The sequence below is a fragment of the Pseudoxanthomonas sp. 22568 genome (assembly GCF_052044485.1).
In the GTDB taxonomy this organism is placed as follows: Bacteria; Pseudomonadota; Gammaproteobacteria; order Xanthomonadales; family Xanthomonadaceae; genus Pseudoxanthomonas_A; species Pseudoxanthomonas_A beigongshangi.
The window spans coordinates 191,960-217,110 of the sequence record NZ_JBQENC010000007.1; the positions used below are offsets into that span (position 1 = coordinate 191,960).

General features: G+C 68.1%; 21 protein-coding genes. 3 read left to right on the forward strand and 18 right to left on the reverse strand.

Going from position 1 to position 25,151, the window contains the following annotated elements; genetic code table 11:
• Nucleotides 1–263 precede the first annotated feature (263 nt).
• Nucleotides 264–890 carry a dephospho-CoA kinase gene (gene coaE, locus ACTJI2_RS11210; RefSeq protein ID WP_440842113.1) on the forward strand — a complete coding sequence of 209 codons (627 nt, stop codon included), beginning with the start codon at nt 264–266 and terminating at the stop codon, nt 888–890.
• Nucleotides 891–920: 30 nt separating this feature from the next.
• Here the strand turns inward: coaE and ACTJI2_RS11215 are convergent, their stop codons facing one another.
• From ACTJI2_RS11215 to ACTJI2_RS11225, 3 genes are all read right to left on the reverse strand, one after another.
• On the reverse strand, nt 921–1,877 hold the full coding sequence (locus ACTJI2_RS11215; protein ID WP_183639014.1) for a Nudix family hydrolase: 957 nt from the start codon (nt 1,875–1,877) through the stop codon (nt 921–923).
• 442 nt (nt 1,878–2,319) lie between these two features.
• A complete protein-coding gene (gene secA / locus ACTJI2_RS11220; RefSeq protein WP_440842114.1) occupies nt 2,320–5,058 on the reverse strand; it encodes a preprotein translocase subunit SecA in 2,739 nt (912 codons plus the stop codon).
• A gap of 161 nt (nt 5,059–5,219) precedes the next feature.
• Nucleotides 5,220–6,170 carry a M23 family metallopeptidase gene (locus ACTJI2_RS11225; RefSeq protein WP_183639018.1) on the reverse strand — a complete coding sequence of 317 codons (951 nt, stop codon included), beginning with the start codon at nt 6,168–6,170 and terminating at the stop codon, nt 5,220–5,222.
• Between the two features lie 8 nt (nt 6,171–6,178).
• Between ACTJI2_RS11225 and ACTJI2_RS11230 the strand changes: the two genes are divergently transcribed.
• Nucleotides 6,179–6,652 carry a DUF721 domain-containing protein gene (locus ACTJI2_RS11230; protein ID WP_183639020.1) on the forward strand — a complete coding sequence of 158 codons (474 nt, stop codon included), beginning with the start codon at nt 6,179–6,181 and terminating at the stop codon, nt 6,650–6,652.
• A 181-nt stretch (nt 6,653–6,833) separates the two neighbouring features.
• Here ACTJI2_RS11230 and lpxC read toward each other — a convergent pair whose 3' ends face one another.
• The 15 genes from lpxC to mraZ form a co-directional block, all read right to left on the reverse strand.
• A complete protein-coding gene (gene lpxC, locus ACTJI2_RS11235; RefSeq protein ID WP_183639022.1) occupies nt 6,834–7,751 on the reverse strand; it encodes a UDP-3-O-acyl-N-acetylglucosamine deacetylase in 918 nt (305 codons plus the stop codon).
• Nucleotides 7,752–7,986: 235 nt separating this feature from the next.
• Nucleotides 7,987–9,216 (reverse strand): cell division protein FtsZ, encoded by a 1,230-nt coding sequence (gene ftsZ / locus ACTJI2_RS11240; protein WP_141455692.1) that lies wholly within the window; start codon nt 9,214–9,216, stop codon nt 7,987–7,989.
• 226 nt (nt 9,217–9,442) lie between these two features.
• A complete protein-coding gene (ftsA, locus tag ACTJI2_RS11245; protein ID WP_141455691.1) occupies nt 9,443–10,678 on the reverse strand; it encodes a cell division protein FtsA in 1,236 nt (411 codons plus the stop codon).
• On the reverse strand, nt 10,675–11,514 hold the full coding sequence (locus ACTJI2_RS11250; RefSeq protein WP_440842115.1) for a cell division protein FtsQ/DivIB: 840 nt from the start codon (nt 11,512–11,514) through the stop codon (nt 10,675–10,677). The genes ftsA and ACTJI2_RS11250 overlap by 4 nt, the downstream gene beginning before the upstream one ends.
• Nucleotides 11,514–12,479, reverse strand: coding sequence for a D-alanine--D-alanine ligase (locus tag ACTJI2_RS11255; RefSeq protein WP_183639025.1), 966 nt, complete (start codon nt 12,477–12,479; stop codon nt 11,514–11,516). The genes ACTJI2_RS11250 and ACTJI2_RS11255 overlap by 1 nt, the downstream gene beginning before the upstream one ends.
• The gene (gene murC / locus ACTJI2_RS11260) at nt 12,476–13,945 is read right to left on the reverse strand and encodes a UDP-N-acetylmuramate--L-alanine ligase (RefSeq protein WP_440842117.1); all 1,470 of its coding nucleotides are present in this window, start codon (nt 13,943–13,945) and stop codon (nt 12,476–12,478) included. Before murC ends, ACTJI2_RS11255 begins: the two co-directional genes overlap by 4 nt.
• Nucleotides 13,946–14,056: 111 nt before the next feature.
• A complete protein-coding gene (gene murG, locus ACTJI2_RS11265) occupies nt 14,057–15,133 on the reverse strand; it encodes an undecaprenyldiphospho-muramoylpentapeptide beta-N-acetylglucosaminyltransferase (protein ID WP_440842118.1) in 1,077 nt (358 codons plus the stop codon).
• The gene (gene ftsW / locus ACTJI2_RS11270) at nt 15,130–16,440 is read right to left on the reverse strand and encodes a putative lipid II flippase FtsW (protein ID WP_203323082.1); all 1,311 of its coding nucleotides are present in this window, start codon (nt 16,438–16,440) and stop codon (nt 15,130–15,132) included. The genes murG and ftsW overlap by 4 nt, the downstream gene beginning before the upstream one ends.
• Nucleotides 16,440–17,525 carry a phospho-N-acetylmuramoyl-pentapeptide-transferase gene (gene mraY, locus ACTJI2_RS11275; RefSeq protein ID WP_141455685.1) on the reverse strand — a complete coding sequence of 362 codons (1,086 nt, stop codon included), beginning with the start codon at nt 17,523–17,525 and terminating at the stop codon, nt 16,440–16,442. Before mraY ends, ftsW begins: the two co-directional genes overlap by 1 nt.
• Nucleotides 17,515–18,882, reverse strand: coding sequence for a UDP-N-acetylmuramoyl-tripeptide--D-alanyl-D-alanine ligase (locus ACTJI2_RS11280; protein WP_440842119.1), 1,368 nt, complete (start codon nt 18,880–18,882; stop codon nt 17,515–17,517). Before ACTJI2_RS11280 ends, mraY begins: the two co-directional genes overlap by 11 nt.
• Nucleotides 18,879–20,363 carry a UDP-N-acetylmuramoyl-L-alanyl-D-glutamate--2,6-diaminopimelate ligase gene (locus ACTJI2_RS11285; protein ID WP_440842120.1) on the reverse strand — a complete coding sequence of 495 codons (1,485 nt, stop codon included), beginning with the start codon at nt 20,361–20,363 and terminating at the stop codon, nt 18,879–18,881. The genes ACTJI2_RS11280 and ACTJI2_RS11285 overlap by 4 nt, the downstream gene beginning before the upstream one ends.
• Nucleotides 20,360–22,222, reverse strand: coding sequence for a peptidoglycan D,D-transpeptidase FtsI family protein (locus tag ACTJI2_RS11290; RefSeq protein WP_440842121.1), 1,863 nt, complete (start codon nt 22,220–22,222; stop codon nt 20,360–20,362). Before ACTJI2_RS11290 ends, ACTJI2_RS11285 begins: the two co-directional genes overlap by 4 nt.
• The gene (gene ftsL / locus ACTJI2_RS11295) at nt 22,219–22,482 is read right to left on the reverse strand and encodes a cell division protein FtsL (RefSeq protein WP_141455682.1); all 264 of its coding nucleotides are present in this window, start codon (nt 22,480–22,482) and stop codon (nt 22,219–22,221) included. The genes ACTJI2_RS11290 and ftsL overlap by 4 nt, the downstream gene beginning before the upstream one ends.
• Nucleotides 22,479–23,450, reverse strand: a complete 972-nt coding sequence (gene rsmH, locus ACTJI2_RS11300) for a 16S rRNA (cytosine(1402)-N(4))-methyltransferase RsmH (protein WP_343227056.1) — start codon at nt 23,448–23,450, stop codon at nt 22,479–22,481. The genes ftsL and rsmH overlap by 4 nt, the downstream gene beginning before the upstream one ends.
• Entirely contained in the window at nt 23,447–23,893 is a 447-nt protein-coding gene (mraZ, locus tag ACTJI2_RS11305) for a division/cell wall cluster transcriptional repressor MraZ (RefSeq protein WP_141455681.1), read from the reverse strand. Before mraZ ends, rsmH begins: the two co-directional genes overlap by 4 nt.
• A 316-nt stretch (nt 23,894–24,209) precedes the next feature.
• On the opposite strand from mraZ, the gene ACTJI2_RS11310 reads away from it, so the two are divergent.
• Nucleotides 24,210–24,980, forward strand: coding sequence for an NRDE family protein (locus ACTJI2_RS11310; RefSeq protein ID WP_440842123.1), 771 nt, complete (start codon nt 24,210–24,212; stop codon nt 24,978–24,980).
• Nucleotides 24,981–25,151: the final 171 nt, after the last annotated feature.

A 25,151-nucleotide genomic window follows, 5' to 3' on the forward strand; every position in this document is an offset into this window, starting at 1 on the left:
CTGACTTTCCCGCTTGCCCCCATCCGCCCTTCGGGCACCTTCCCCCGCAGGCGGGGGAAGGGCGCAGCGTGTAGAGCCGAGCTTGCTCGGCTGGGCGATTGAGCCCGACCTTCCCGCTTGGCCCCATCCGCCCTTCGGGCACCTTCCCCCGCAGGCGGGGGGGGAAGGACGCAGCGTGTAGAGCCGAGCTTGCTCGGCTGGGGGCGACGCCAGGGGAGCATGCTCCGCTCTACAACGTGGCGGTTCCGGCCAATAATGGGCGCATGAGCGAATACGTGATCGGATTGACCGGCGGCGTGGCGTCCGGGAAAAGCGCGCTGGAGCGGGCCTTCGCCGCGCGCGGCGTGGGCATCGCCGATGCCGACCGGGTGGCGCGGGAAATCGTCGAGCCGGGCCAGCCCGCGCTGGCCGAAGTCGCGGCCCGGTTCGGTACGGAAGTGTTGCAGGCCGATGGCCGGCTGGATCGCGCGGTCCTGCGCGCACGCGTGTTCGGCAACGAAAGCGAACGCCGGGTGCTCGAAGGCATCCTCCACCCACGCATCCGCGAACGCATGCAGGCGCTCTGCCAGGCGGCTGAGAGTCCCTACGCCATCGCCACCATTCCGCTATTGACTGAAGGCAGCGGCCGCGCCGCCTATCCCTGGCTTTCCCGCATCCTGGTGGTCGACGTGCCGCGCGCGGTGCAGAAGGCGCGCCTGATGCAGCGCGACGGCATCGATGCCGCGCTGGCCGAACGCATGCTGGACGCACAGGCGCATCGCGACCAGCGCCTGGCGCTGGCCGACGACATCGTGGTCAACGACGGTCACATCGACCGCCTGGAGGCCGCGGTGGGGGAACTGGATGCCCGTTACCGCCGCCTGGCCGCCGCCGTCGGCGAATCCGCCTAGAGCCGGCGCCGAGCGCGCCCCGATACTTCTTCAGTCCGCCCAGAGTCCGCGGATGGCGGCGATTCCCTGCGCGCCATGCTGGCGGGCTTCCAGGATATGGTCCGGCTGCAGGCCGCCGATGGCGTAGATCGGCAGCGACACCGCTTCGCGAAGGCGCGCGAATCCCTCCCAGCCCAGCACGCTGCCGCCCGGATGGCTGGCCGTTTCCCGCACGCTGCCCAGCGCCGCGAAATCGCAGCCCAGGTCCTCGGCACGGCGCAGTTCCTCGCCGGTATGGCAGGACGCGGCGACCGGCTGCGCATCGGGCAGCGGCCGCACCGACAGTTCCGGCAGTTGCGCCGCGCGCAGGTGCACGCCCGCGCCCAGCTCGCGTGCCAGGCCGATGTCGGAATTGATCAGCACCTCGACGCCGGCCCGCTGACTGGCCTCCACCGCCGCGCGCGCCAGTCGGCGACGGCGTTCCGCATCGACCCCGGGCATTCTCAGTTGCAGGCGGCGGACGCCCGACTCCAGCGCCCGTTGCAACGCGCCGAGCCAGGTCTCGTCGTCGACGTCCGCCGGCGACGGGGTGACCAGGTAGCGATCCGGGTGCAGCAGCGCCGCCACCACCGGGCGGTCGGCCGGCGGCATCACGTAGCGCGGAAGTTTCTCCGGCGCCACCCAGGCCAGCGCCTGTCCCTCGTGTCCACGCGGATTGCCCTTCCAGGACAGTACCCGGCGCACGTCCAGGCGCAGGCGTTTGTCGGGGTACTGCTGGGGCACGTTGATGATGGGTTCGCCGATTTCGGCGGTGATGCCGAGTTCTTCCTGCAGTTCGCGAATCAGCGCCTCGGCCTCGGTTTCGCCGGCCTCGCGCTTGCCGCCGGGAAACTCCCAGCGACCGGCCAGATCACGGCCCTCGGTGCGGCGGGCCAGCAGGATGCGGCCGCGGGCGTCGCTGATGACGCCGGCCACGACGTGGATGGATCGCAGAGGTTCGGAGGACATGGCCGAAGCTTGCCGGGTATTTCCGCGCAAATGCAAATGCGGTGGGTCACGGTTTCAGGGCTTGCCCCCATCCGCCTTCGGCACCTTCCCCCGCAAGCGGGGGAAGGAGGGGTTGGGACGACTTCGGGGGCGGGGAGACTTCACTCGGGAGCGCCAGCGGCCAGCGGCCAGCGGTCGCGGGAGTCGGGAGTCGGGAGTCGGGAGTCGGGAGTCGGGAGTCGGGAGTCGGGAGTCGGGAGTCGGGAGTCGCGAGGAAGCCGGAAGCCGGAAGCCAACGATACCTGCCGACCCGCCTCTCCCCGACTCCCCACTCGCGATCTGCCCCTGCCCCCTTCCCCCGCACGCGGGGGAAGGTGCCGAAGGCGGATGGGGGCAACCCCGACACCCCCAAAAAAAACAGGCGCCTCGAGGCGCCTGTTTTTCTTCACCGACTGCCGTCGTATCAGGCCAACTGGCCGTGGCAGTGCTTGAACTTCTTGCCGCTGCCGCAGGGGCAGGGATCGTTGCGGCCGACCTTGGGACCGGCATCGGCCGGCATCGCCACCGGGCGGCCGGCCTGCGCGGCCTGGGCCTGTGCGGCTTCCTCGTCGGCGCTGTAGCCGCCGGCGTCGGCGTGCTGGAACTGCATCTGCCGGGCCTGCGCTTCGGCCATCGCGCGCTCCTGCGCTTCCAGCGCCGCCACTTCCTCCTCGGTGCGAATGCGCACGCGCGCCAGCAGGGTCACGACTTCGCGCTTGACCCGCTCCAGCATGTCCGAGAACAGCTCGAAGGCTTCCTTCTTGTACTCCTGCTTCGGCTGCTTCTGCGCGTAGCCGCGCAGGTGGATGCCCTGCCGCAGGTAATCCATGCGCGCCAGGTGTTCCTTCCAGTTCTTGTCCAGCACGGTCAGCATGATGTGTTTTTCCAGCGCGCGCATGGTCTCGCCGCCGATGACCGTTTCCTTCTCGTCGAAGTGGCGGTTCATCGCGTCCTGCACACGCTGTTCGATCGCTTCGGCGTCCAGTTCCTCGGCTTCCTTCGGCCAGGCGGTGACCGGCAGGGCCAGCGCCATTTCCTCTTCCAGCTCGCGCTGCAGGCCGGCCAGATCCCACTGATCGTCCACCGAGTTCGGTGGCACGAAGCGGCCCACCGTCTCGGCGACCACGTCGCCGCGGATACCGTCGATGTTGTCCTTCACCGAATCGGCTTCCAGCAGTTCGTCGCGCTGGGAATAGATGACCTTGCGCTGGTCGTTGTTGACGTCGTCGAAATCCAGCAGGTTCTTGCGGATGTCGAAGTTGTGCGCCTCGACCTTGCGCTGGGCCTTTTCGATCTGGCGGCTGACGAGGCGATCCTCGATCACGTCGTCTTCCTTCATGCCGATCAGCTTCATCGCCTTCTGGACCCAGTCCGAGGCGAAGATGCGCATCAGGTTGTCTTCCAGCGACAGGTAGAAGCGGGACGAACCCGGATCGCCCTGGCGGCCGGAACGGCCACGCAGCTGGTTGTCGATGCGGCGGGATTCGTGGCGCTCGGTGCCGATGATGTGCAGGCCGCCGGCGGCCTTGACCGCTTCGTGGCGCTGCTGCCATTCGGCCTTGACCCGCTGGCGATCGGCGTCGGTGGCGTCTTCCGGCAGTTGCTCCAGTTCCACTTCCAGCGAACCGCCCAGCACGATGTCGGTACCGCGGCCGGCCATGTTGGTGGCGATGGTGACCGCGCCGGAACGACCCGCCTGCGCGACGATGTGCGCTTCGCGCTCGTGCTGCTTGGCGTTGAGCACTTCGTGCGGGACGCCGGACTTGGTCAGGAACTCCGACAGCATCTCGGAGGTTTCGATCGAGGTCGTGCCGACCAGCACCGGCTGGCCGCGCTGGTAGCAGTCCTGGATGTCGGCCAGCACCGCGTTGAACTTGCCCTTGCGGTTGAGGAACACCTGGTCGGGCGAATCCTTGCGCACGGTCGGGCGGTGGGTCGGGATGACGATCACTTCCAGGCCGTAGATGCTCTGGAATTCGTAGGCTTCGGTGTCCGCCGTACCGGTCATGCCGGACAGCTTCTTGTACATGCGGAACAGGTTCTGGAAGGTGATGCTGGCCAGCGTCTGGTTCTCGCGCTGGACCGGCACGCCTTCCTTCGCTTCCACCGCTTGGTGCAGGCCGTCGGACCAGCGGCGGCCCGGCAGGGTGCGGCCGGTGAACTCGTCGACGATCACCACTTCACCGTCGCGCACGATGTAGTCCACGTCACGCTGGTAGATCGCGTGCGCGCGCAGCGCGGCGTTGAGGTGGTGCACCACGGTGAGGTTGTTGGCGCCGTACAGGCTGTCTTCCTCGTCCTTCAGGATGCCGGCCTGCAGCAGCAGCGCCTCGGCGTGCTCCATGCCTGCCTCGGACAGGTGGACCTGCTTGCCCTTCTCGTCGACCCAGAAGTCGCCCTCGCCTTCCTCGCTTTCCTGCTTGACCAGCTTCGGCACGATCTGGTTGACGCGCAGGTACAGCTCGGGGGATTCGTCGGCCGGACCGGAGATGATCAGCGGGGTGCGCGCCTCGTCGATCAGGATGGAGTCGACTTCGTCGACGATGGCGTAGTGCAGGCCGCGCTGGAAGCGGTCCTCCTTGGCCATCGCCATGTTGTCGCGCAGGTAGTCGAAACCGAATTCGTTGTTGGTGCCGTAGGTGATGTCGGCGGCATACGCCGAATGCTTGTCGCTGTGCGGCATGCCCGGGTAGACCACGCCGACCGACAGGCCCAGCCAGTTGTACAGGCGGCCCATCCAGGCCGAGTCGCGGCGGGCCAGGTAGTCGTTGACGGTCACCACGTGCACGCCCTTGCCTTCCAGCGCGTTGAGGTAGACCGGCAGGGTCGCGACCAGGGTCTTGCCTTCACCGGTGCGCATTTCCGCGATCTTGCCCAGGTGCAGCACCATGCCGCCGATCAGCTGCACGTCGTAGTGGCGCATGCCCAGCACGCGGCGGCTGGCTTCACGGCAGACGGCGAACGCTTCGGGCAGGATCTTGTCCAGCGACTCGCCGTCGGCGACGCGCTTCTGGAATTCAGGGGTCTTGGCCTTGAGCTCGTCGTCGGAGAGCTTCTCCATCTCCGGTTCCAGGGCATTGATTTTGCCGACGCTGCGCTGGAGCTGCTTCAGCAGGCGTTCGTTGCGGCTGCCAAAGACACGGGTAAGCAAGTTGTTGATCATGTAAGGAACCGGTTGGAAATGAGCGTCGGGGCCGTCGCGAACAGGCCGGCGAGCGGGACCCCAAAACGAAACAGGGCGCACTGCGCCCTGTCTGGCAACACCGTATTGTAGCTTGGGGCGCCCCCGGGGGAATCAACCCTGCCGGAAGCCCCTCCCGAAGCTCAGCCCCGCTTGATTTTGCCGACCGGGGTGGGACCGTCGCCGAGGAACTTGCGCGGGTTGACCACGCGGCCGTTTTCCCAGACTTCGAAGTGCACATGGGCGCCGGTCGAGCGGCCGGTGGAACCGGCCTTGGCCACTTCCTGGCCGACCCGCACCAGGTCGCCGGACTTCACCACCAGGCGGGAGTTGTGCGCGTAACGGGTGACGTAGCCGTTGCCGTGATCAACGTCGACCACGTTGCCGTAGCCGCCCTTGATGCCGGCGAAGCTGACCACGCCGTCGGCCACGGCCAGCACCGGGTCGCCCACGCTGGCCTTGAAGTCGATGCCCTTGTGGTACTGGCCACCGCCGCCGAACGGATCGGCGCGGCCACCGAAGCCGGAGGTGATGTAGCTGTTGGCGATGGGCATGCGCGACGGAGTCGCGTTCTTGTCCAGCTCACGGTTGAACAGTAGCGCTTCGAGCACCGACAGCTGCTGGCCGGAGGCGGCGAACTGGCGTTCGAGCTGGCTGACGCCCTTGTCCAGTTCGGACGGCGACATGTCGTAGACGGCATCGTTGCCGCCGACGCCCACCGGCTCCTCGAAATCGAACTCGCCGTCCTGCAACTGCCCCATGCGGGTCAGGCGGTCGCCCAGCGCGTTGAGGCGGTTGGCCTGCGCCTGCAGTTCGCCCAGGCGCGCGGCCATGGCGTTGATTTCCTGCTGGGCGCCGCGGCGGACCTGCTCGAGTTCGGCGTCCTGGCGCTCGGTCTTGGCCTGCAGGAGCGAGACCTGGGCCATGCCCATCGCGCTGCGTCCGGCCAGGCCGGCGACCAGGCCAACGGCGAGCAGACAGGCGGCGGTGGTGAGCGGTCTTGCGTGGACCAGACTGCGCGCCTTGTAGGCGGGGCCGGCGAGATGATTGGCCAACCAGGCGCGCGAATTGTTTACGATGTTTTGAAAAGCCATAGATACCGATGTCTGATTCGAAGTCCAAGCCGCGTGGCGCAAGCACTCCGCAACCGGCCCTCCAGGCCGCGCTGACGGATGCTGCCGCCGACCCGGTGCGTCGTGCCCTCTGGCTCGACGCCCTTGAACAGCAACTTCGCCCCTGTCTCCCGCCCGCCCTGGCTCCCCATTGCCGTTTGGCGAATGTGGCCGGCGAACGGCTCGTTTTTATCGTCGACTCCCCCGTGTGGCGCGCCAAACTCCGGCTCGCCTCCGTCGAACTGCTTGATGCCGCCCGATCCGTCGGACTGACGGTGACCGAGGTGACCGTCAAAACAACAACCGCCCCGCTCCACCCGAATCTTCGGGCAGAAACAACGGCACCACCTGTTCCGGAAGCCTCACGCAAGGCGCTGGCGGCTGTCCTGGCATCCTTGGAATCTCCGGACTCCGCCGGAGGAGGTACTGCTCCTGACAACCGGCGCGGCGGGCGGAAGCGCTAGCCCGCGACGCGAAGGCAAGGCATGGTACCGGGCATGGCGACCCGGGTCGTTAGTTGAAAGTTAATAATTAGTTAAATTCAGGCCAGAAATTTGACCTGAATCACACAAACGACAATGCGGCGACGCCGCATCCTTTCGAATACGGTTTCACCGGAAAGCGATCGGAGGGAGCTGGTGGGACTCAGGCCGCCGCGGTGGCGGGGGTGCCGTACAGCACCGGCGAAGGATGGCGGGCATCCTCGAAAGTGACCTCTTCCCACGCCTCCGGCTGGGCCAGCAGGGCCCGCACCAGCTTGTTGTTCAGGGCGTGCCCGGACTTGTAGCCCTCGTAGGCGCCCAGGATCGGGCGGCCGGCGAGATAGAGATCGCCGATGGCGTCGAGGATCTTGTGGCGGACGAATTCGTCGGCGTAGCGCAGGCCGTCGTCGTTGAGGACCCGGAACTCGTCCAGCACGATGGCGTTGTCCATCGAACCGCCCAGGCCTAGGTTGCGCTCGCGCATGTACTCCAGGTCGCGCATGAAGCCGAAGGTGCGCGCGCGCGCGACTTCCTTGATGTAGGCGCCGGTGGAGAACTCGACTTCGGCGCGCGACTGCGAGGCCGGAATCATCGGGTGATCGAACTTGACCGTGAAGCCCACCCGGAAGCCCTCGTAGGGATCGAAGCGCGCCACCTTGTCGCCCTCGGTGACTTCCACCGGCGACTTGATGCGGATGAAGCGCTTGGGCGCATTCTGCTCGGCGATGCCGGCGGACTGCAGCAGGAACACGAAGGGGCCGGCGGAACCGTCCATGATCGGCAGTTCGGCCGAGGACAGCTCGACGTAGACGTTGTCCACGCCCAGACCCGCCAGCGCGGACATCAGGTGTTCGACCGTCTGCACCTTGGCGCCGTCGCAGCTCAGGCCCGTGCACAGCGTAGTCTCGGTGACCAGTTCGGCGCTGGCCGGCATTTCCACCACCGGCTCCAGATCCACGCGCCGGAACACGACGCCGGTGTTCACCGGGGCCGGACGCAGCGTCATGTAGACCTTTTCGCCGCTGTGCAGGCCCACGCCGGTGGCGCGGATCACGTTCTTGAGGGTGCGTTGCTGGGCCATCGGAGGGGGACCGAGGTGAAGGTGCTGACCAAGAGCGGCGAGAATAGCACGCAATTAGCTGAATCTTAACGGAAGAATTGCTTTGTCCCACGGCTGAAACAATGCCGCGCGAACCTGTCCGATTTCCCGACGGGGACGGAAAGGGCTGCCGGGCCGGGCAGGCCCGGCAGCGAAGGGACATGGCGGTACCGCGCCCTCCCCCGGACCGGCGGGAGGGTGTTTCAGGAGGCGGAGGTCAGTCCGCCTGTCGGCGCAGGAACGCCGGGATGTCCAGGTAGTCCGCGGGCAGGTCGGCCGCCGCCGGGGCAGACGACGCGGCCGGCGCGCTCGCCGGAGCCGCCGAACCACGGCGCAGGCCCAGGCCGCCGACGGCGTCGGCCACCGGATCGACATTGGCCATCGCGTCGAACGCCGGCAGGCCGGTGGTCGCGTCGCGGACCAGCTTGATCGGTGCGCGCACCGGCTCGCGATCCAGGCCACGGCCCACTGGCTGGCGGGCGACGGCGCGGTTCAGGCCGGTGGCGACCACGGTCACCCGGACCTCGTCCTGCATGTCCGGATCCAGCACGGTGCCGACCACCACGGTCGCGTCCTCGGAGGCGAAGCCTTCGATGGTGCGGCCGACTTCGTCGAACTCGGCCATGGTGAAGTCCGGACCGGCGGTGATGTTGACCAGGATGCCGTTGGCGCCGGACAGGTTGACGTCGTCCAGCAGCGGGTTCTGGATGGCGCTCTCGGCGGCGGCCTGCGCGCGGTCATCGCCGCGGGCGTGGCCGGTGCCCATCATCGCCAGGCCCATTTCGCTCATCACGGTGCGCACGTCGGCGAAGTCGACGTTGATCAGGCCCGGACGCACGATCAGGTCGGCGATGCCCTGCACGGCCCCGAGCAGCACGTCGTTGGCGGCGCGGAACGCCTGGATCATGGTCGCGTTGCGGCCCAGCACGGTGATCAGCTTTTCGTTCGGGATGGTGATCAGCGAGTCGCAGTGGTGGCTCAGTTCCTCGATGCCCTTCAGCGCCACCTGCATGCGGCGACGGCCTTCGAACGGGAACGGCTTGGTGACCACGGCCACGGTCAGGATGCCCATCTCCTTGGCCAGCTGCGCCACCACCGGCGCGGCGCCGGTGCCGGTGCCGCCGCCCATGCCGGCGGTGATGAACACCATGTCGGCGCCGTCCAGCGCCTCGATGATGCGCTCGCGATCTTCCAGCGCGGCCTGGCGGCCGACTTCCGGATTCGCGCCCGCGCCCAGGCCCTTGGTGACGTTGCCGCCGAGTTGCAGCTGCAGCTTGGCGCCGCAGTTCTTGATCGCCTGCGAATCGGTGTTGGCGGTGATGAATTCCACGCCGTCCACGCTGCCGTTGACCATGTGCGCCACCGCGTTGCCGCCGCCGCCGCCCACGCCAATGACCTTGATCACCGCATTCGGAGCCATCTTTTCAACCAGTTCAAAATGTGCCATGTCCGTTGTCCTCTTTGGGCCGGTAATCGGGAATGGGGAATCGGGAATCGAAAGTGCTTTCCCTCTGCCCATGCCGTTTCCGGCGAGTTGTTGTGTTTTAAGTGGTGTTGCGTACCGCCAATGAACTACGTCTCTGCCTGCCTGCCGCGCCTTGCTTCTTTCCAACCTGCCGCTGTCTTGCTTTTGCTTCTACGACTATCGATTCCCTATTCCCGATTCCCGGCCGTCAGAACTCACCGCGATACCAGTTCTGGATCTTCTTGAACCAGCTGCCGGCCTTGCCCGTGGGCAGTGACGGCCGCCGCGGGTGTTCGATCTGGCTGCCCATCAGCAGCAGGCCGACGCCGGTGGCGTGGACCGGGTTGCCGACGACTTCGCCCAGGCCGGTGACGTGCTGGGGGATGCCCACGCGCACCGGCATCTGCAGCATTTCCTCGGCCAGTTCGACCACGCCTTCCATCTTGGAAGCGCCGCCGGTCAGGACCATGCCCGCGCGCACGCGCTCCTCGAAGCCGGAGCGGCGCAGTTCGGCCTGGACCATCTCGAAGATTTCCTCGTAGCGCTGCTGCACCGCCTGCGCCAGCGAATGGCGCGGCAGGCGGCGCGGCGGGCGATCGCCCACGCTGGGCACCTGGATGCTTTCCTCGGCGGTGGCCAGTTGGGCCAGCGCGCAGGCATAGCGCACCTTGATCTGCTCGGCTTCCGGGGTCGGCGTGCGCAGCATGTGCGCGATGTCGTTGGTGACCTGGTCGCCGGCGATCGGCAGCGAGGCGGTGTGGCAGATCGCACCCTGCATGAACACCGCCAGATCGGTGGTGCCCGCACCCAGGTCGACCAGCACCACGCCGAGTTCGCGCTCGTCGCTGGTAAGCACGGCGACACTGGAGGCCAATGACGAAAAGATCAGGTCGTCGATCTGCAGGCCGCAGCGCTGCACGCACTTGCTGATGTTGGCGGCGGCCGACTGTGCGCAGAACACCAGGTGCGCATCCACTTCCAGGCGCACGCCGGTCATGCCCACAGGATTGCGGATGCCTTCCTGCGAGTTGTCCAGCTTGTACTCGCGCGGGATGGCGTGGAGGATTTTCTGATCAGCCGGGATCGCCACCGCCTTGGCCGCTTCCAGCACGCGGTCCAGATCACCCCAGGTCACCTCGCCGTCGCGGATCGGCACGATGCCGGGCGAATTGCGGCACTGCACGTGGTTGCCGGAGATCGAGGCGTAGACCGAGCGGATCTCGCAGCCGGCCATCAGCTCGGCTTCCTCGACCGCGCGCTGGATCGACTGCACGGTCGATTCGATGTCGACCACCACGCCCCGCTTCAGCCCGCGCGATTCATGCGAGCCGATGCCGATCACTTCGATCGGATTGCCGGGGGCGTACTCGCCCACCAGTGCGGTGACCTTGGAGGTGCCGATGTCGAGACCGACGATCAGCGATTTGTCGCCCTTGCGATTCATGTTGCGAGACCGGGAATGGGGAATGGGGAATGGGGAATGGAGGAAAGCGCTCCAGGATCAGGAACGATGCGCGCGACGGTTGGTGGGAAATCGGAAATCGTTGCTTCGATTCCCGATTCCCGATTCCCGACTGCCGGCTTCACAGCGCCCCAGCTGAGCGCGAAACCATTGGTGTAACGCAGGTCGGCGCGCAGCAGCGGTTGGTCCTGGCGGGCGAGGATCTGCGGGAGCATGCGCACGAAGCGGCTCAGGCGCGGACGGGCGTCGGCGCGTCCAATCACCACTTCGGTGCCGTTGCCCAGGGTGAGGGTCCAGCTGCCACGCCGATCCATGGTCAGCGTTTCCACGTTCAAGCCGAGCGGCGCGAACAACTGGCGGGCTTCGTTGTACAGCGACACCACTTCCCTGACCTGCGAATCCGGCCCGCCGAGCTGCGGCAGTTTCAGATCCTGCAGGGCCTTCGGCGTCGGGAACAGGCGACCGTGCTCGGACAGCAGGCGATCCTTGCCCCAGCGCGCGAACGGCCGGTGCTCGACGATGCTGATCTCCATCACGTCGGGCCAGCGCTTGCGCACTTCCGCGCGCTCGACCCAGGGCAGCTGTTCCACCGCGTCCTGCGCTTCCTGCAACCGCACCGCGAAGAACCCGCGCTGGGCGTACGGCAGCACCACCGCGCGCAGCTGCGCCGGATCCACGCGCTCGAACTCGCCGTGCACGCGCAACCGGGTCAGCGGCCAGCGATCGGCGCCGATCCAGCCGTTGACCACCGCCACCACCGGCAATGCGACGAGCGCGACGGCCAGCAGCCAGGCGAGGATGCGCAGCACGGCGTTCATCAGCCGACCACCTCCGGCAGCGTCTGTTCCAGGATGCGCCAGCACAGTTCCTGGAAATCAAGGCCAGCCTGCCCCGCCGCCTTGGGCACCAGCGAATGACTGGTCATGCCCGGCGCGGTGTTCACTTCCAGCAGGTAGAAGCGGCCGCTGGCGCGATCGCGCATCACGTCGACGCGGCCCCAGCCGCGGCAACCGGCCGCCTGGAACGCGGCCAGCGCGATGCGCCGGATCTCGCTCTCGTCGTCGCCCTCCAGGCCGGGGCACAGGTATTGGGTGTCCTCGGCCACGTACTTGGCGTGGTAGTCGTACCACTGCCCCTTGGGCACGATCCGGATCGACGGCAGCGCGACCCCGCCAAGGATGCCTACGGTCAGTTCGTCACCTTCGATCAGCTGCTCCATCAGCAGTTCGCCGTCGTAACGGATGGCCAGCTCCACGGCGGCATCCAGATCGCTGTCCTGGAACACCCGGGTCACGCCCACGCTGGAACCCTCGTTGGCCGGCTTGACGATCACCGGCAGGCCCAGCTCGCGGGCTGCGGCGTGCACGTCGTCGCCCTTCAGCAGGCGCACATAGCGCGGCGTCGGCAGGCCCAGCGACAGCCAGACCTGCTTGGTGCGCACCTTGTCCATGCTCAGGGCCGAGCCGAGCACCGGCGAACCGGTGTACGGCATGCCGAAGGCTTCCATCAGGCCCTGCACCACGCCGTCCTCGCCGCCACCCTTGTGGCCGTGCAGGATATTGAAGACGCGATCGAAGCGGCGCTGCACCAGCGCCTCGGCCAGGGCGGGAATGCCATCCACGGCGGTGGCGTCGATGCCGCGCGCGCGCAGCGCGTCCAGCACGTTGCGGCCGGAGTCGCGCGAAACCTCGGCTTCGCTGGAAGTACCACCCAGCAGCACGGCGACGCGGCCGAAACGGGCCGGGTCGGTGACGCGCGGTGGCGGGAACGAAAACTTGCTCATGAGTGTTGTTGCGCCTTCGCGCCGTTGGGATCCACGAAACCGTGCGCCGCGATCTGCTGGGAGATGTGGCCGATGTCGCCAGCACCCATCAGCAGCAGCAGATCGCCGTCACGCAGCACGTCCGGCAGCACGTCAATCAGATCGGCGACCTGGCTGACCACCACCGGCTCGTTGCGGCCGCGCGCGCGGATGGCGCGCGCCAGCGACTTGGCGTCGGCACCGGCAATCGGCGCCTCGCCGGCCGGATACACCTCGCTCAGCACCAGCGCGTCGGCTTCCGACAGCACCGCGGCGAATGCATCGAACTGGTCCCGGGTACGGCTGTAGCGGTGCGGCTGGAACGCGACCACCAGGCGCTTGTCCGGCCAGCCGCCGCGTGCCGCGGCGAACACCGCGGCCAGTTCCTTCGGGTGATGGCCGTAGTCGTCCACCAGGCGCACGCGCGCGCCGGCGGCGGTGGCGACTTCGCCCAGATCGTTGAAGCGGCGCCCGATGCCGGCGAACTTCTCCAGCGCGGCGGCGATGTTCTCCGGCGACACGCCGAGCTGCCAGCCAACGGCGGCGGCGGCCAGCGCGTTCTGCACGTTGTGGCGACCCGGCAGGGCCAGCGTCACCGGGATGCTGACGTCCTCGGGCAGGCGCAGGGTGAAACGCATGCGCCCGGCTTCCTGCTCCACGTCCTCGGCGCGCACGTCGGCGTTGTCGGCGAAGCCGTAGGTCATCACGTGGCGCGGCGTCTCCGCGGCCAGCGCGGCCACTTCGGCGTCGTCGATGCACAGCACCGCCAGGCCGTAGAACGGCAGGCGCTGGAGGAATTCCGCGAACGCGGCCTTGATCCGTTCGAAATCGTTGCCGTAGTTCTCCAGGTGGTCGGCGTCGATGTTGGTGACGATCGAGATGAGCGGGTTCAGGCGCAGGAAGCTGCCATCGCTCTCGTCGGCCTCGGCCACCAGCCACTGGCCATCGCCCAGCTTGGCGTTGGCGCCGGCGGCCAGCAATTGGCCGCCGATGACGAAGGTCGGATCCAGCCCGCCTTCGCTCAGCACCGCCGCGGTCAGGCTGGTGGTGGTGGTCTTGCCGTGGGTGCCGGCCACCGCGATGCCACGGCGGAAACGCATCAGTTCCGCCAGCATCGCCGCGCGCGGCACGATCGGGATGCGCTGCGAACGCGCTTCCATCAATTCGGGGTTGTCGTGCTTGATCGCGCTGGACACGACCACGCAGTCGGTGCCGAGCACGTTGGAGGCGTTGTGGCCACGCATCACCCGCGCGCCCAGCGAGACGAGCCGGCGGGTCGCCGCATTGTCGGCGTTGTCCGAACCGGAGACTTCATAGCCCAGCGTGCACAGCACCTCGGCGATGCCGCTCATGCCGGAACCGCCGATGCCCACGAAGTGGACGCGACGGAATTCGCGCGCCAGGTTGCCGGTGTGCTGCAGGCGGCGTTCGCGTGCGGCGGCCATCATGCGGCGCCTCCCGGGCCGGGATTGGCGATTCGGGATTGGGGATTCGTGCACGCTTGCTCGCGCCGCCGGCCCTGGCCGGTGGCGTTGCTGTTGCGAATCTCCATTGCCCAATCACGAATCACGGCTTTCCTCCAGAATGATGTCGGCGATGCGGTCGGCCGCATCGGTCTTGGCCAGGNCCTCGGCCATGGCTTTTCGTTTGTCCGGGTGCTGGGCGAGATCGCTCAGCACGCCATGCAGGCGCTCGGCCAGGTAGGCGTCCTGCTTCAGCAGGATCGCGGCGTCGCGCTCGACCAGGAATTCGGCGTTGCGGGTCTGGTGGTCGTCCACCGCCTGCGGGAACGGCACCAGCACGCTGCCCACGCCCACCGCGCAGACCTCGGCCAGGGTGGATGCTCCGGCGCGACACACCACCAGGTCGGCCCAGCCGTACGCGGCGGCCATGTCGGTGATGAAAGCCTCCACGCTGGCCGGCACGCCGGCATCGGCATAGGCCTTGACCGCTTCCTCGCGCAGCTTCTCGCCGCACTGGTGGCGAATCTCGACCGGCATTTCCGCGCCAAGCATCGCCACCGCGCGCGGCACCGACTGGTTGAGCGCACGCGCGCCCTGGCTGCCGCCGAGCACCAGCACGCGCAGCGGGCCTTCGCGCCCGCCCATGCGCTGCGCGGGCGGCGCGATCGCGGCGATCTCTTCGCGCACCGGATTGCCGACGTATTCCTCGCCGTGGGCGAAGCTACCCGGGAAACCGGTCAGCACGCGGCGCGAGAAGCGCGCCAGCACGCGATTGGTGAAACCGGGCGCGCGATTCTGTTCGTGCACCAGCAGGGGCTTGCCGGACAGCCGCGCGGCCATGCCGCCGGGACCGGCGGCGAAACCGCCGAAGCTGACCACCGCGCGCGGACGGCGCGCGCGCAGCAGGCCCATTGCGCCGGCAATCGCACGACCCACGCGCAGCGGGGCGCCCAGCAGCGCCAGCTTGCCCTTGCCGCGCAGGGCGGAGATCGGAAGCGTATCCAGCGGAATGCCGTGCGGCGGCACCAGCCGGGTTTCCATCGCGCCGTCGGCGCCCAGCCAGGTCACCGGCACGCCACGCGCGCGCAATACCTTCGCCACCGCCAGCGCGGGGAAGATATGCCCGCCGGTACCGCCGGCGAGGATCATTACGGGCTGGACCGACGCGGTCATGCGGTCCTCCCGAAAATGGGTTCGATGCGCTGGCGCAGGCGGCTGGTGCCGCGCACGGCCGCGGGCGCGGGCGTCGTCGCGGGCGCAGTCGCGGACGGCGCGGTCGCCGGAGTGTCGGACGCGGCCGGTGCCGGTTCCGCGCCGGCCTGCAATTCGCCGCGCAGCGCGACCTGCCGCTGGGCGCGATCCAGTTCGTAGGACACCCGCAGCAGCAGGCCCATCGCGGCGCAGGTCATCAGCACGCTGGAGCCGCCGGAGGAGATCAGCGGCAGGGTCAGTCCCTTGGTCGGCAGCAGGCCCAGGTTCACGCCCATCGAAACGAAGCTCTGCAGGCCGATCCACAGGGCGATGCCGAACGCGCAGTAGCCGGCGAAGTGGCGGCGCATCTCGACGCAGCGCAGGCCCACCCAGAACGCGCGGCCCACCAGCAGCGCGTACAGGCCGATGACCAGGCAGATGCCGGCGAAGCCGAGTTCCTCGCCGATGACGGAGAAGATGAAGTCGGTGTGCACTTCCGGCAGGTAGTTCAGCTTCAGCACCGAACCACCCAGGCCGATGCCGGACCATTCGCCTCGGCCGATCGCCATCAGCGCATTGGTCAGCTGGTAGCCGGAGCCGAACGGATCCGCCCACGGATCGGCGAACGAGGTCAGGCGGCGCATGCGATAGGGTTCGGCGATGGCGATCACGGCCAGCACCGGCAAGCCGACCAGCACCGGGCCGAACATGCGCGGCATGTTGACGCCGCCCAGCACCAGCATGCCGGCGGTGATCGCCAGCAGCAGCGAGGACGAACCGAAGTCCGGCTGCATCAGCAGCAGCGCGACCAGCACCACCACCACGCCCAGCGGCTTGAGCATCGCGATCCAGGTCGCGTTGACCTCGTCGCGGAACCGCACCAGGTAGCTGGCCAGCCAGACGATGAAGAACACCTTGACCGCCTCGACCACCTGGAAGTTGGACACGCCCAGGTTGATCCAGCGGTGCGCACCCTTCACGCTCACGCCCAGTCCGGGCACGAACACCAGCAGCAGCAGGCCGACGCAGCCCAGCAGCAGCAGCTGGTTGTAGTGCTCGACGGTCTTCAGTTCGGTGCGCATCGCCCAGATCGCCAGGCCCAGGCCGCCGGCCAGGAACATCAGGTGGCGCACCAGGTAGTAGAACGGCGTGGCGGTCTGCGAGATCGAGCTCGACGCGACCATCACCACGCCCAGCGAGGCGAGCGCCAGCGCCGCGCCCAGCAGCCACGGGTCATAGCGGCCACCGATGGCCTCCAGTCGTGTCGCCTGGCGGGCGCGGTCGTTCATCAGCGCACCTTCAACGTGGCCAGTCCGACCAGGACCAGCACCACCGAGATGATCCAGAAGCGCACGATCACGCGCGGCTCCGGCCATCCCTTCAGTTCGAAGTGGTGGTGGATCGGCGCCATCCGGAACACACGCTTGCCGGTCAGCTTGAACGAGGCGACCTGGATCATCACCGAGAGCGTTTCGATGACGAAGATGCCGCCCATGATCACCAGCACCAGTTCCTGGCGCACGATCACCGCGATGGTGCCCAGCACGGCGCCCAGCGCCAGCGCGCCGATGTCGCCCATGAACACCATCGCCGGGTAGGTGTTGAACCACAGGAAGCCCAGGCCCGCGCCGGCGATGGCGGCGCAGATGATCACCAGTTCACCGGCGCCCGGCACCTGCGGAATCTGCAGGTAGTTGGAGAACACCGCGTTGCCCGAGGCGTAGGCGAAGATGCCCAGCGCGCAGGCGACCAGCACGGTCGGCATGATCGCCAGCCCGTCCAGGCCGTCGGTCAGGTTGACCGCGTTGGAGAAGCCGACGATCCAGAAATAGGCGATGGCGACGAAGCCGATGCCGGCCAGCGGCAGCGCGATCGACTTGAAGAACGGCACGTAGAAGGTCGTGGCCGCCGGCACGTCGGCGTACAGGTACAGGTAAAGACCCGCGGCCAGGCCGAAAATCGACTGCAGCAGGTACTTCCAGCGCGACTTCAGGCCGTTGGGATCGCGCTTGACGATCTTGATCCAGTCGTCGTACCAGCCGATGGCGCCAAACGCCAGCATCACCAGCACCACCGTCCACACGTACTTGTTGCGCAGGTCGCCCCACAGCAGCACCGCCGCCAGCACGGTCATCAGGATCAGGCCGCCACCCATGGTCGGCGTGCCGGCCTTGGAGAAATGCGTCTGCGGACCATCCTGGCGGATCGGCTGGCCGCCCTTGAACTGCGCCAGGCGGCGGATCACCGCCGGTCCCCACCACAGCGACAGGAACAACGCCGTCAACGCGGCAAGGATGCCGCGGAAGGTCAGGTAGCCGAACAGCCCGAAGAAATTCTCCAGGCTCTGCAGCCAGCGTGCGAGCTCAAGCAACATGCGATTTCCCCTCCCCTTCGGCCAGCAGCGCCGTGACGATCTTGTCCATGGCGCTGCCGCGCGAACCCTTCACCAGGCAGCGCACACCGGCATGCAGATCGGCGCGCAGCGCTTCGGCCAGGGTCTTGTGTGTTTCAAAATGCAGGGCGCCCTCGCCGAACGCCTGCACGGCGTGCTGGCTGAGCGGACCCAATGTGTAGAGACGGCGGATGCCGGCGGTGCGCGCGCGGCGGCCGGCATCGGCGTGCAGCGCCTCGGCGTCGGCGCCGAGTTCGCGCATGTCGCCCAGCACCAGCCAGGCTTCGCCATCGCCGGCGGCCAGCGCATCGATGGCGGCGGCCAGCGAACCCGGGTTGGCGTTGTAGCTGTCGTCGATCAGCACCGCGCCGTTGCCCAGCGTGCGCGCGACCTGGCGGCCCGCGACCGGCTGCGCCGCGCCCAGGCCCTCGGCAATCGTCGCCAGCGACACGTCGCAGGCCAGCGCCAGCGAGGCGGCGGCCAGCGCATTGAGCACGTTGTGGCGTCCGGGCAGGTGCAGCTCAACCGCCACTTCGCCCTGCGGCGCGACCAGCGTGAAACCCGAACCGGTCGCACCGGCGCGGATATCGCGCGCCGTCACGTCGGCGCTGGCCTCCAGGCCGAAGCGCAGGATCCGGCGATCGGCGACCCGCTCGGCGAAGTATTCGGCGAACGCGTCATCGGCGTTGATCACCGCGGTGCCGGACGCCGGCAGGGCGTCGTAGATCGCGCCCTTGGTCTCGGCCACGCCCAGCAGTGATCCCATCCGCTCCAGGTGGGCGGCGGCGACGTTGTTCACCAGCGCCACGTCGGGCGCGACGATGTCGGTCAGGTAGGCGATGTCGCCCGGCTGGCCGGCGCCCATTTCGTAGACCGCGAAGTCGGCGTCGTCCGGTGCGTCGATGACCGCCAGCGGCAAGCCGATCTCGTTGTTGCGGTTGCCCGGGTTGAAATAGGTCACGCCGGCGCGCTGCAGGATCGCGACCACCAGCGTCTTGACCGAGGTCTTGCCGTTGCTGCCGGTGATGGCGACCACGCGCCCGGACTGATCCTGGTGGATGCCCGCGGCAATCCGGGCCAATGCGAGCTGGCTGTCGGGCACCACGATCTGCGGCAGGTCGACGTTGACGGTGTGCTCCACCAGCACCGCGGCGGCGCCACGCATGGCCGCGTCGTAGGCGAAGTCGTGTCCGTCGAAGCGCTCGCCGCGCAGGGCCACGTACAGGCTGCCCGGCTGCAGGGCGCGGGTGTCCTGGGTCATCGCGTCCACCACGGCATCGTCGCCGTGGAGTTCGCCACCGGCCCAGTGCGCGAGCAGCGAGAGCGGCAGCCGCTTCATGCGCGCGCCTCCAATGCCTGGCGGGCCACCGCGGTGTCGTCGAACGGATGCTTCACGCCATTGATTTCCTGGTACGGCTCATGGCCCTTGCCGGCGATCAGCACGATGTCGTTCTCGCCGGCCTCGCCGACCGCGCGTTCGATCGCCAGGCGGCGATCACGCAGCACGGTGACGGCGTCCGGCCGGGTGAACCCGGCCACGATGTCGGCGACGATGCGGTCGCCGTCCTCGCCCCGGGGGTTGTCGTCGGTGACGAACACGCGGTCCGCCAACCGTTCGGCGGCCGCGGCCATCTGCGGACGCTTGCCCGCATCGCGCTCGCCACCGCAGCCGAATACGCAGATCAGCCGGCCCCCGGCGTGGTCGCGCAGGCTGGACAGGGCCTGTTCCAGCGCGTCGGGCGTATGCGCATAGTCGATCACGATCAACGGCAGCCGGCGGCCCTGTTCGTCGACGCTGCCGCCGAGGCGGTTCATGCGCCCATGAATCGGCTGCAGTCGCGACAGGGTGCGGGCGATTTCCTGCGGCGCCTCGCCCAGCGCGTACAGCACGCCGGCCACCGCCAGCAGGTTGTCCACGTTGAAACGGCCGAGCAGGCGCGACTGCACCGGATGGGATTCGCCGCCCGTGGCCAGATCGAACGCGATGCCGCTGGCGTCCAGACGCAATGCGTCCGCGCGCAGGGTGGCCGACTCCTGTCCGCGCGAGCTGACGCCCACGCCCTGCACCGCGCCGGGCAGGTGCGGATACAGCACGCGGCCGTACTCGTCGTCGAGGTTGATCACCGCCGCCTTGAGCTCGGGCCAGGCGAACAGGCGCGCCTTGGCCGCGCCGTAGGTCGCCATGTCGCCGTGGTAATCGAGGTGATCGCGGGTGAGGTTGGTGAACACGCCGACATCGAAGTGCACGCCGTCCACGCGTCCCTGATCCAGCGCGTGCGAGCTGACTTCCATCGCCACCGCCTTGGCGCCGGCATCGCGCAGCTGTGCCAGCAGCGCATGCATCTGCAGCACCAGCGGAGTGGTGAAGCCGGTCGGCACGACTTCGCCGTACATGCCCGCGCCCAGCGTACCGATGCTGCCGCAGCGGGTGCCGCGGATATGCCAGGCCTGCGCCAGCAACTGCACCGTGGAGGTCTTGCCATTGGTGCCGGTGACGCCGACCAGCTTCATGTCGCGCGAGGGGAAGGCGTGGAAGCGATCGGCCATCGCGCCCATGCGTGCGCGCAGGCCGGGCACGGCGATGGCGTCGCGCGGTACGTCCATGCCGGGCGGCGCCGGGGGTTCGTACAGGATCGCGCTGGCGCCCTTCTGCCGGGCCTGCTCGACGAAGTTGAGTCCATGCGCGCCGAAACCGGCGATCGCCACGAAGGCGTCGCCCGGCTCGATCGTGCGGCTGTCCTGGACCAGTCCGCGCACCACGATGTCGCGCGGCACGTCCACGTCGGGCAGCAGTTCGGCCAGCGCCATCATGCGCCTCATCGCACGCCTCCCGTGCCCTGCACGGCCACCGGCGCGGGAGCGTCGAAGGTGGGCGAATCGGTCATGTCGGTGGCATCGTCCAGGCTGGCGGGCATCGCCGCGGGCGCCGCCGGCTTGTTGCCGCCCAGCTTCGCCTCGGCCTTGGCCTGCACGGCCAGCCAGGTCTCGATGTCGTCCGGCGGCACGTCCATCAGGCGCAGCGCGCCATCCATGACGTTGTGGAAGACCGGCGCGGCGACCAAGCCGCCGTAGTAACCGCCTTCCTGCGAGTCGCTGATCACCACCACCGCGGCGAAACGCGGATTGCTCGCCGGCACCAGGCCGGCGAACAGCGAGGCATAGCGACCACGCGCGTAGCCGCCGCCCGAGGCCAGGCGCGCGGTGCCGGTCTTGCCGGCGACGCGATAGCCCAGCACGCCGGCGCGCTTGGCGCCGCCCTGGGTGACCACGGTTTCCATCATGCCCACGACCTCGCGGGCGATGGCCGGATCCAGCACCTGCGGCGCCTCGTGGTGTTCGCCCTTGACGAAGGTCGGGGTCACCAGCCGGCCGCCGTTGCCCAGCGCCGCGTAGGCGCGCGCGATCTGCAGCGGCGTCACCGACAGGCCGTAGCCATAGGACATGGTGGCTTTCTGCAGGCCGTTCCAGCGCGCCGGTGGCGCGAGGATGCCGACGCCTTCGCCGGGGAAACCGCTGCCGGGCGCGCTGCCGTAGCCGAAGCTGCGCACCACCGAATAGAAATAGTCGTTGGGCAGCTTCTCGGCCAGCTTCACCGAGCCGATGTTGGAACTCTTGGTGATGATGCCGGTGACCGTCAGTACGCCGTTGTTGCGGGGCACGTCGCGGATGGTGTATCGGCCCAGCGACATGTAGCCCGGCGAGGTGTTGATCAGGGTGGACGGTGTCACCGCGCCCGCCTTCAGCGCGGCCGAGACGGTGATCGGCTTCATCGTCGAACCGGGTTCGACGATGTCGGTCACCGCGCGGTTGCGGCGCGTCTCGGCGCCGGCCTGGCCGACCGCGTTGGGGTTGTAGGTCGGCAGGCTCACCATCGCCACCACTTCACCGGTGGTCACGTCCATGATCACCATCGAGCCGCTGCTGGCCTGGTGTTCGATCAGCGCGTTGCGCAGTTCGCGGAACGCCAGGAACTGGATGCGGCGATCGATGCTGAGGGTCAGGTCCTTGCCCGGCTCCGCCGAACGCACCAGATCGACGTTCTCGACGATGCGGCCGCGGTTGTCGCGGATCACCTTCTTGGCGCCGGGCTTGCCGCGCAGCCATTCGTCGAACGCCAGCTCCAGTCCTTCCTGGCCGCGATCGTCGATGTTGGTGAAGCCCAGCACGTGCGCCATCGCCTCACCCTGCGGGTAGAAACGACGGAACTCGCGCTGCGAGAACACGCCGGGAATCTTGTGCGCCAGGATGCGGTGCGCCTCGTCCGGATTGATCCGGCGCTTGAGGTAGACGAACTCCTTGTCGGCACGCTGCGACAGGCGGTTGGTCAGGTGCTCCAGCGGCACGCCCAGCGCCTGCGCCAGCTCCGGCAGGCGATCCGGCGTCTTCAGCAGTTCGCGCGGATTGGCCCATACCGATTCCACCGGCGAGGACACCGCCACCGGCTCGCCGTTGCGATCGGTGATCATGCCGCGCGAGGTCGGGATCGGAATCTCGCGCAGGAAGCGCGAGTCGCCCTGGCGCTGGTAGAAGTCGTTGTTGATCAGCTGCACGTAGGCAGCGCGTCCGATCAGGCTCACCGAGCACAGGCCCAGCGCACCGATGACCAGCGCCAGCCGTCCGCGCAGGTTGAAGCGGGCGCGGTTGCGGTTCTTCAGCGGCGGCGTGCTGCGCGAGTTCACGGGCGCACCACCACGACATCGTTGGTCTCGGGGAACTTCATGCCCAGCCGCACGCGCGCGATCTGGTCGATGCGGGTGCTCTCGGCCACCGTGGCCTGCTCCAGCTGGAGCCGGCCGAATTCGACGTTCAGTTCGTCGCGCGAGCGTTCCAGCCGCGAAAGTTCGACGAACAGCTGGCGATGGCGGTGGCGCGCGTAGATCACGCCGATGGCCGAAGCCACGTTCGCCACCAGCAGCACCGCGATCAGGAAGCGCATCATGCGGCGGCCTCCAGTTTCTCGGCCACGCGCAGCACCGCGCTGCGGGCGCGCGGATTGCCAGCGATTTCCTCGGACGTGCCCTTCTGGGCATCGCCGATCATGCGCAGGGTCGGCACGAATTCTTCCTGCACCGGCAACCGGCGGTTGGCCGGCGGCGCCTTGGCGTGCGCGGCAATGAACCGCTTGACGATGCGGTCTTCCAGCGAATGGAAGCTGATCACGGCCAGCCGTCCGCCGGTTTTCAGGCGCGCCAGCGCGGCGTCGAGGCCGGCTTCCAGGTCGGCCAGCTCGCGATTGATATGGATGCGGATGGCCTGGAAGCTGCGGGTGGCCGGATGGATGTCCTGCTTGCCGCGCGGCATCGCCGAGGCGATGACCTCGGCCAGGTCCGCGGTGCGGACGAACGGCTGCGACGCGCGGCGCGCTACGATCGCGCGGGCGATCCGGCGGCTCATGCGTTCCTCGCCGTAGGTCCACAGCACATCCGCGATCTCGCGTTCGTCGGCGCGAGCCAGCCACGCCGCGGCACTCTCGCCGGATTCGGGATCCATGCGCATGTCCAGCGGGCCATCCTTGCCGAAGCTGAAGCCGCGCTCGGCCACGTCCAGCTGCGGCGACGAGACCCCGAGATCCAGCAGCACGCCATCCAGGCCTGCGGCGGTGGCGTCCCACTCCGCCATGCCGGCGAAGCTGCCACGGCGGATCGCGACGCGCGCATCGTCCGCGAACGTATGTTCGGCGTGCGCGATCGCTTCGGGATCCTTGTCCATCAGCAGCAGCCGACCTCCCGGCCCCAGTCGTTCCAGCACCCCGCGCGCGTGTCCTCCACGCCCGAACGTGCCGTCCAGATACGTCCCGTCCCGTTTCACCTGCAGCCCTTCCATGACCTGCGTGTACAACACCGGCAAGTGCAGCGCTGAAAGGTGACCGGCCTGCGCGGACTGCCGCGTGCCGTCACCGGTCCTCACAAGCGCAACTCGAGCATGTGCGCGCTGAGATCCTCGTCGCCGATGGTCTGGCGGATCTGCGCGTGGTGTGCCTGCTCGCTCCACAATTCGAACTTGTCGCCCATGCCCAGCAGCACCGCTTTCTTCTCGATGCCGACCGCGCTGCGGTGGCTCGCCGGGATGCTGATGCGGCCATTGCCATCGAGTTCCACCACCGAGGCGGCGCCGATCAGCTTCAGCTGCAGGCTGCGGTGGGCGCGCTGGGTGCTCGGCAGCTTGCTGACCTCGTCCCTGACCCGCTGCCATTCGTGTTCGGGGTACAGGTACAGGCTGCCGGCCTCGAACGGGTTGTAGGTGATGACCAGCCGGTTGCCGCACTCGCGCGCGACGAGGTCGCGGTAAGCGGTGGGCACCGCTAGCCGTCCCTTGTCGTCAACCGTGATGGCGGTCTCACCCTGAAACACGAATCCTGCCCTTGCCCGTCCGCACGAAGGCGGTAATTGAACCACGAAAACCCACTAAAAACCCGGTTTTCCCTCGGATGCCCACATTAGCACCGCGCACAGGGTTGTCAACAGGCAGATCGACAAAAAATCGCTTGATGTATCAAGGGCTTGCAGCAAACTTCAGAGACTTGTTCAAGCCTTATCCACAAGTTGCTGTTTCGTCTCAGATTTTGAGATTCGGGTCAGATTCACCGACGTGAGCACGACGTGATCTCAGTCTCGCCGTGGATTGCGACTGCTGACGGCGAGGCGCGCAAGGGGCCAGAATGCGGGCATGTGCCTGCTCGCCATCGCCTGGAACATCCATCCCCGCTGGCGCCTGGTCATGGCCGGCAACCGCGACGAGGCGCACGAGCGTCCGACCGCCGCCCTGGCGCGCTGGTCCGACCGGCCGGAGGTGCTGGCCGGACGCGATCTGCGCTCCGGCGGCACCTGGGCGGGGTTGGACCTCTCGGGGCGGATGACGGTGGTGACCAACGTCCGGGATCCCCGCATCGTCGTCCCGCAGGCCCCGTCGCGGGGCGCGCTGGCGGCGGATTTCCTCGGCAGCGGCCTGTCCGCGTCCGCATACGCGGGCGCGACCGGGTCGGCGGCAGACGCCTATGCCCCCTTCAATATGCTGGTTGCCGATGCCAACGTCTGCGAATACGTCAGCAACTACCCGCATCCACGTCGAATGCTCCTGGCCGACGGCGTGCACGGACTATCCAACGGCGACCTCGACGAGCCCTGGCCCAAGACCCTGCGGCTGATGCAGGTGATGTCCGACTGGGTGTCACGCGAGATGGAGGACGTGGACCTGCTCTGGCGCGGCCTGGCCGACGAACACCTCGCCCCCGACCCGGAACTGCCCGACACCGGCGTCGGCCTGGAACGCGAACGTCTGCTGTCGGCCGCCTTCATCCGCAACCCGATCTATGGCACCCGGGCCAGCACCCTCATCGCCATCGACCACCAGGGCCACGGCTGGATCAGCGAACGCCGTTTCGGCCCCGACGGCCACCTGCTGGGCGAAACCACCCTCTCCAACCGGATGCCGCCGTAAGGGGGATACCGCATCCGGCCGCCCAAGGAGCAGCGGAGCAAGCTCCGCTCTACGCGATGGCGCCGAACCCGCTCACGAACACGCAAGCCTGATCCATCCGAAAGCAAAAGCCCCCTGAGTCAGGGGGCGAGTTCGCGCCAGCGGCGCGAACGACGGGGGTATGGAAGTGCA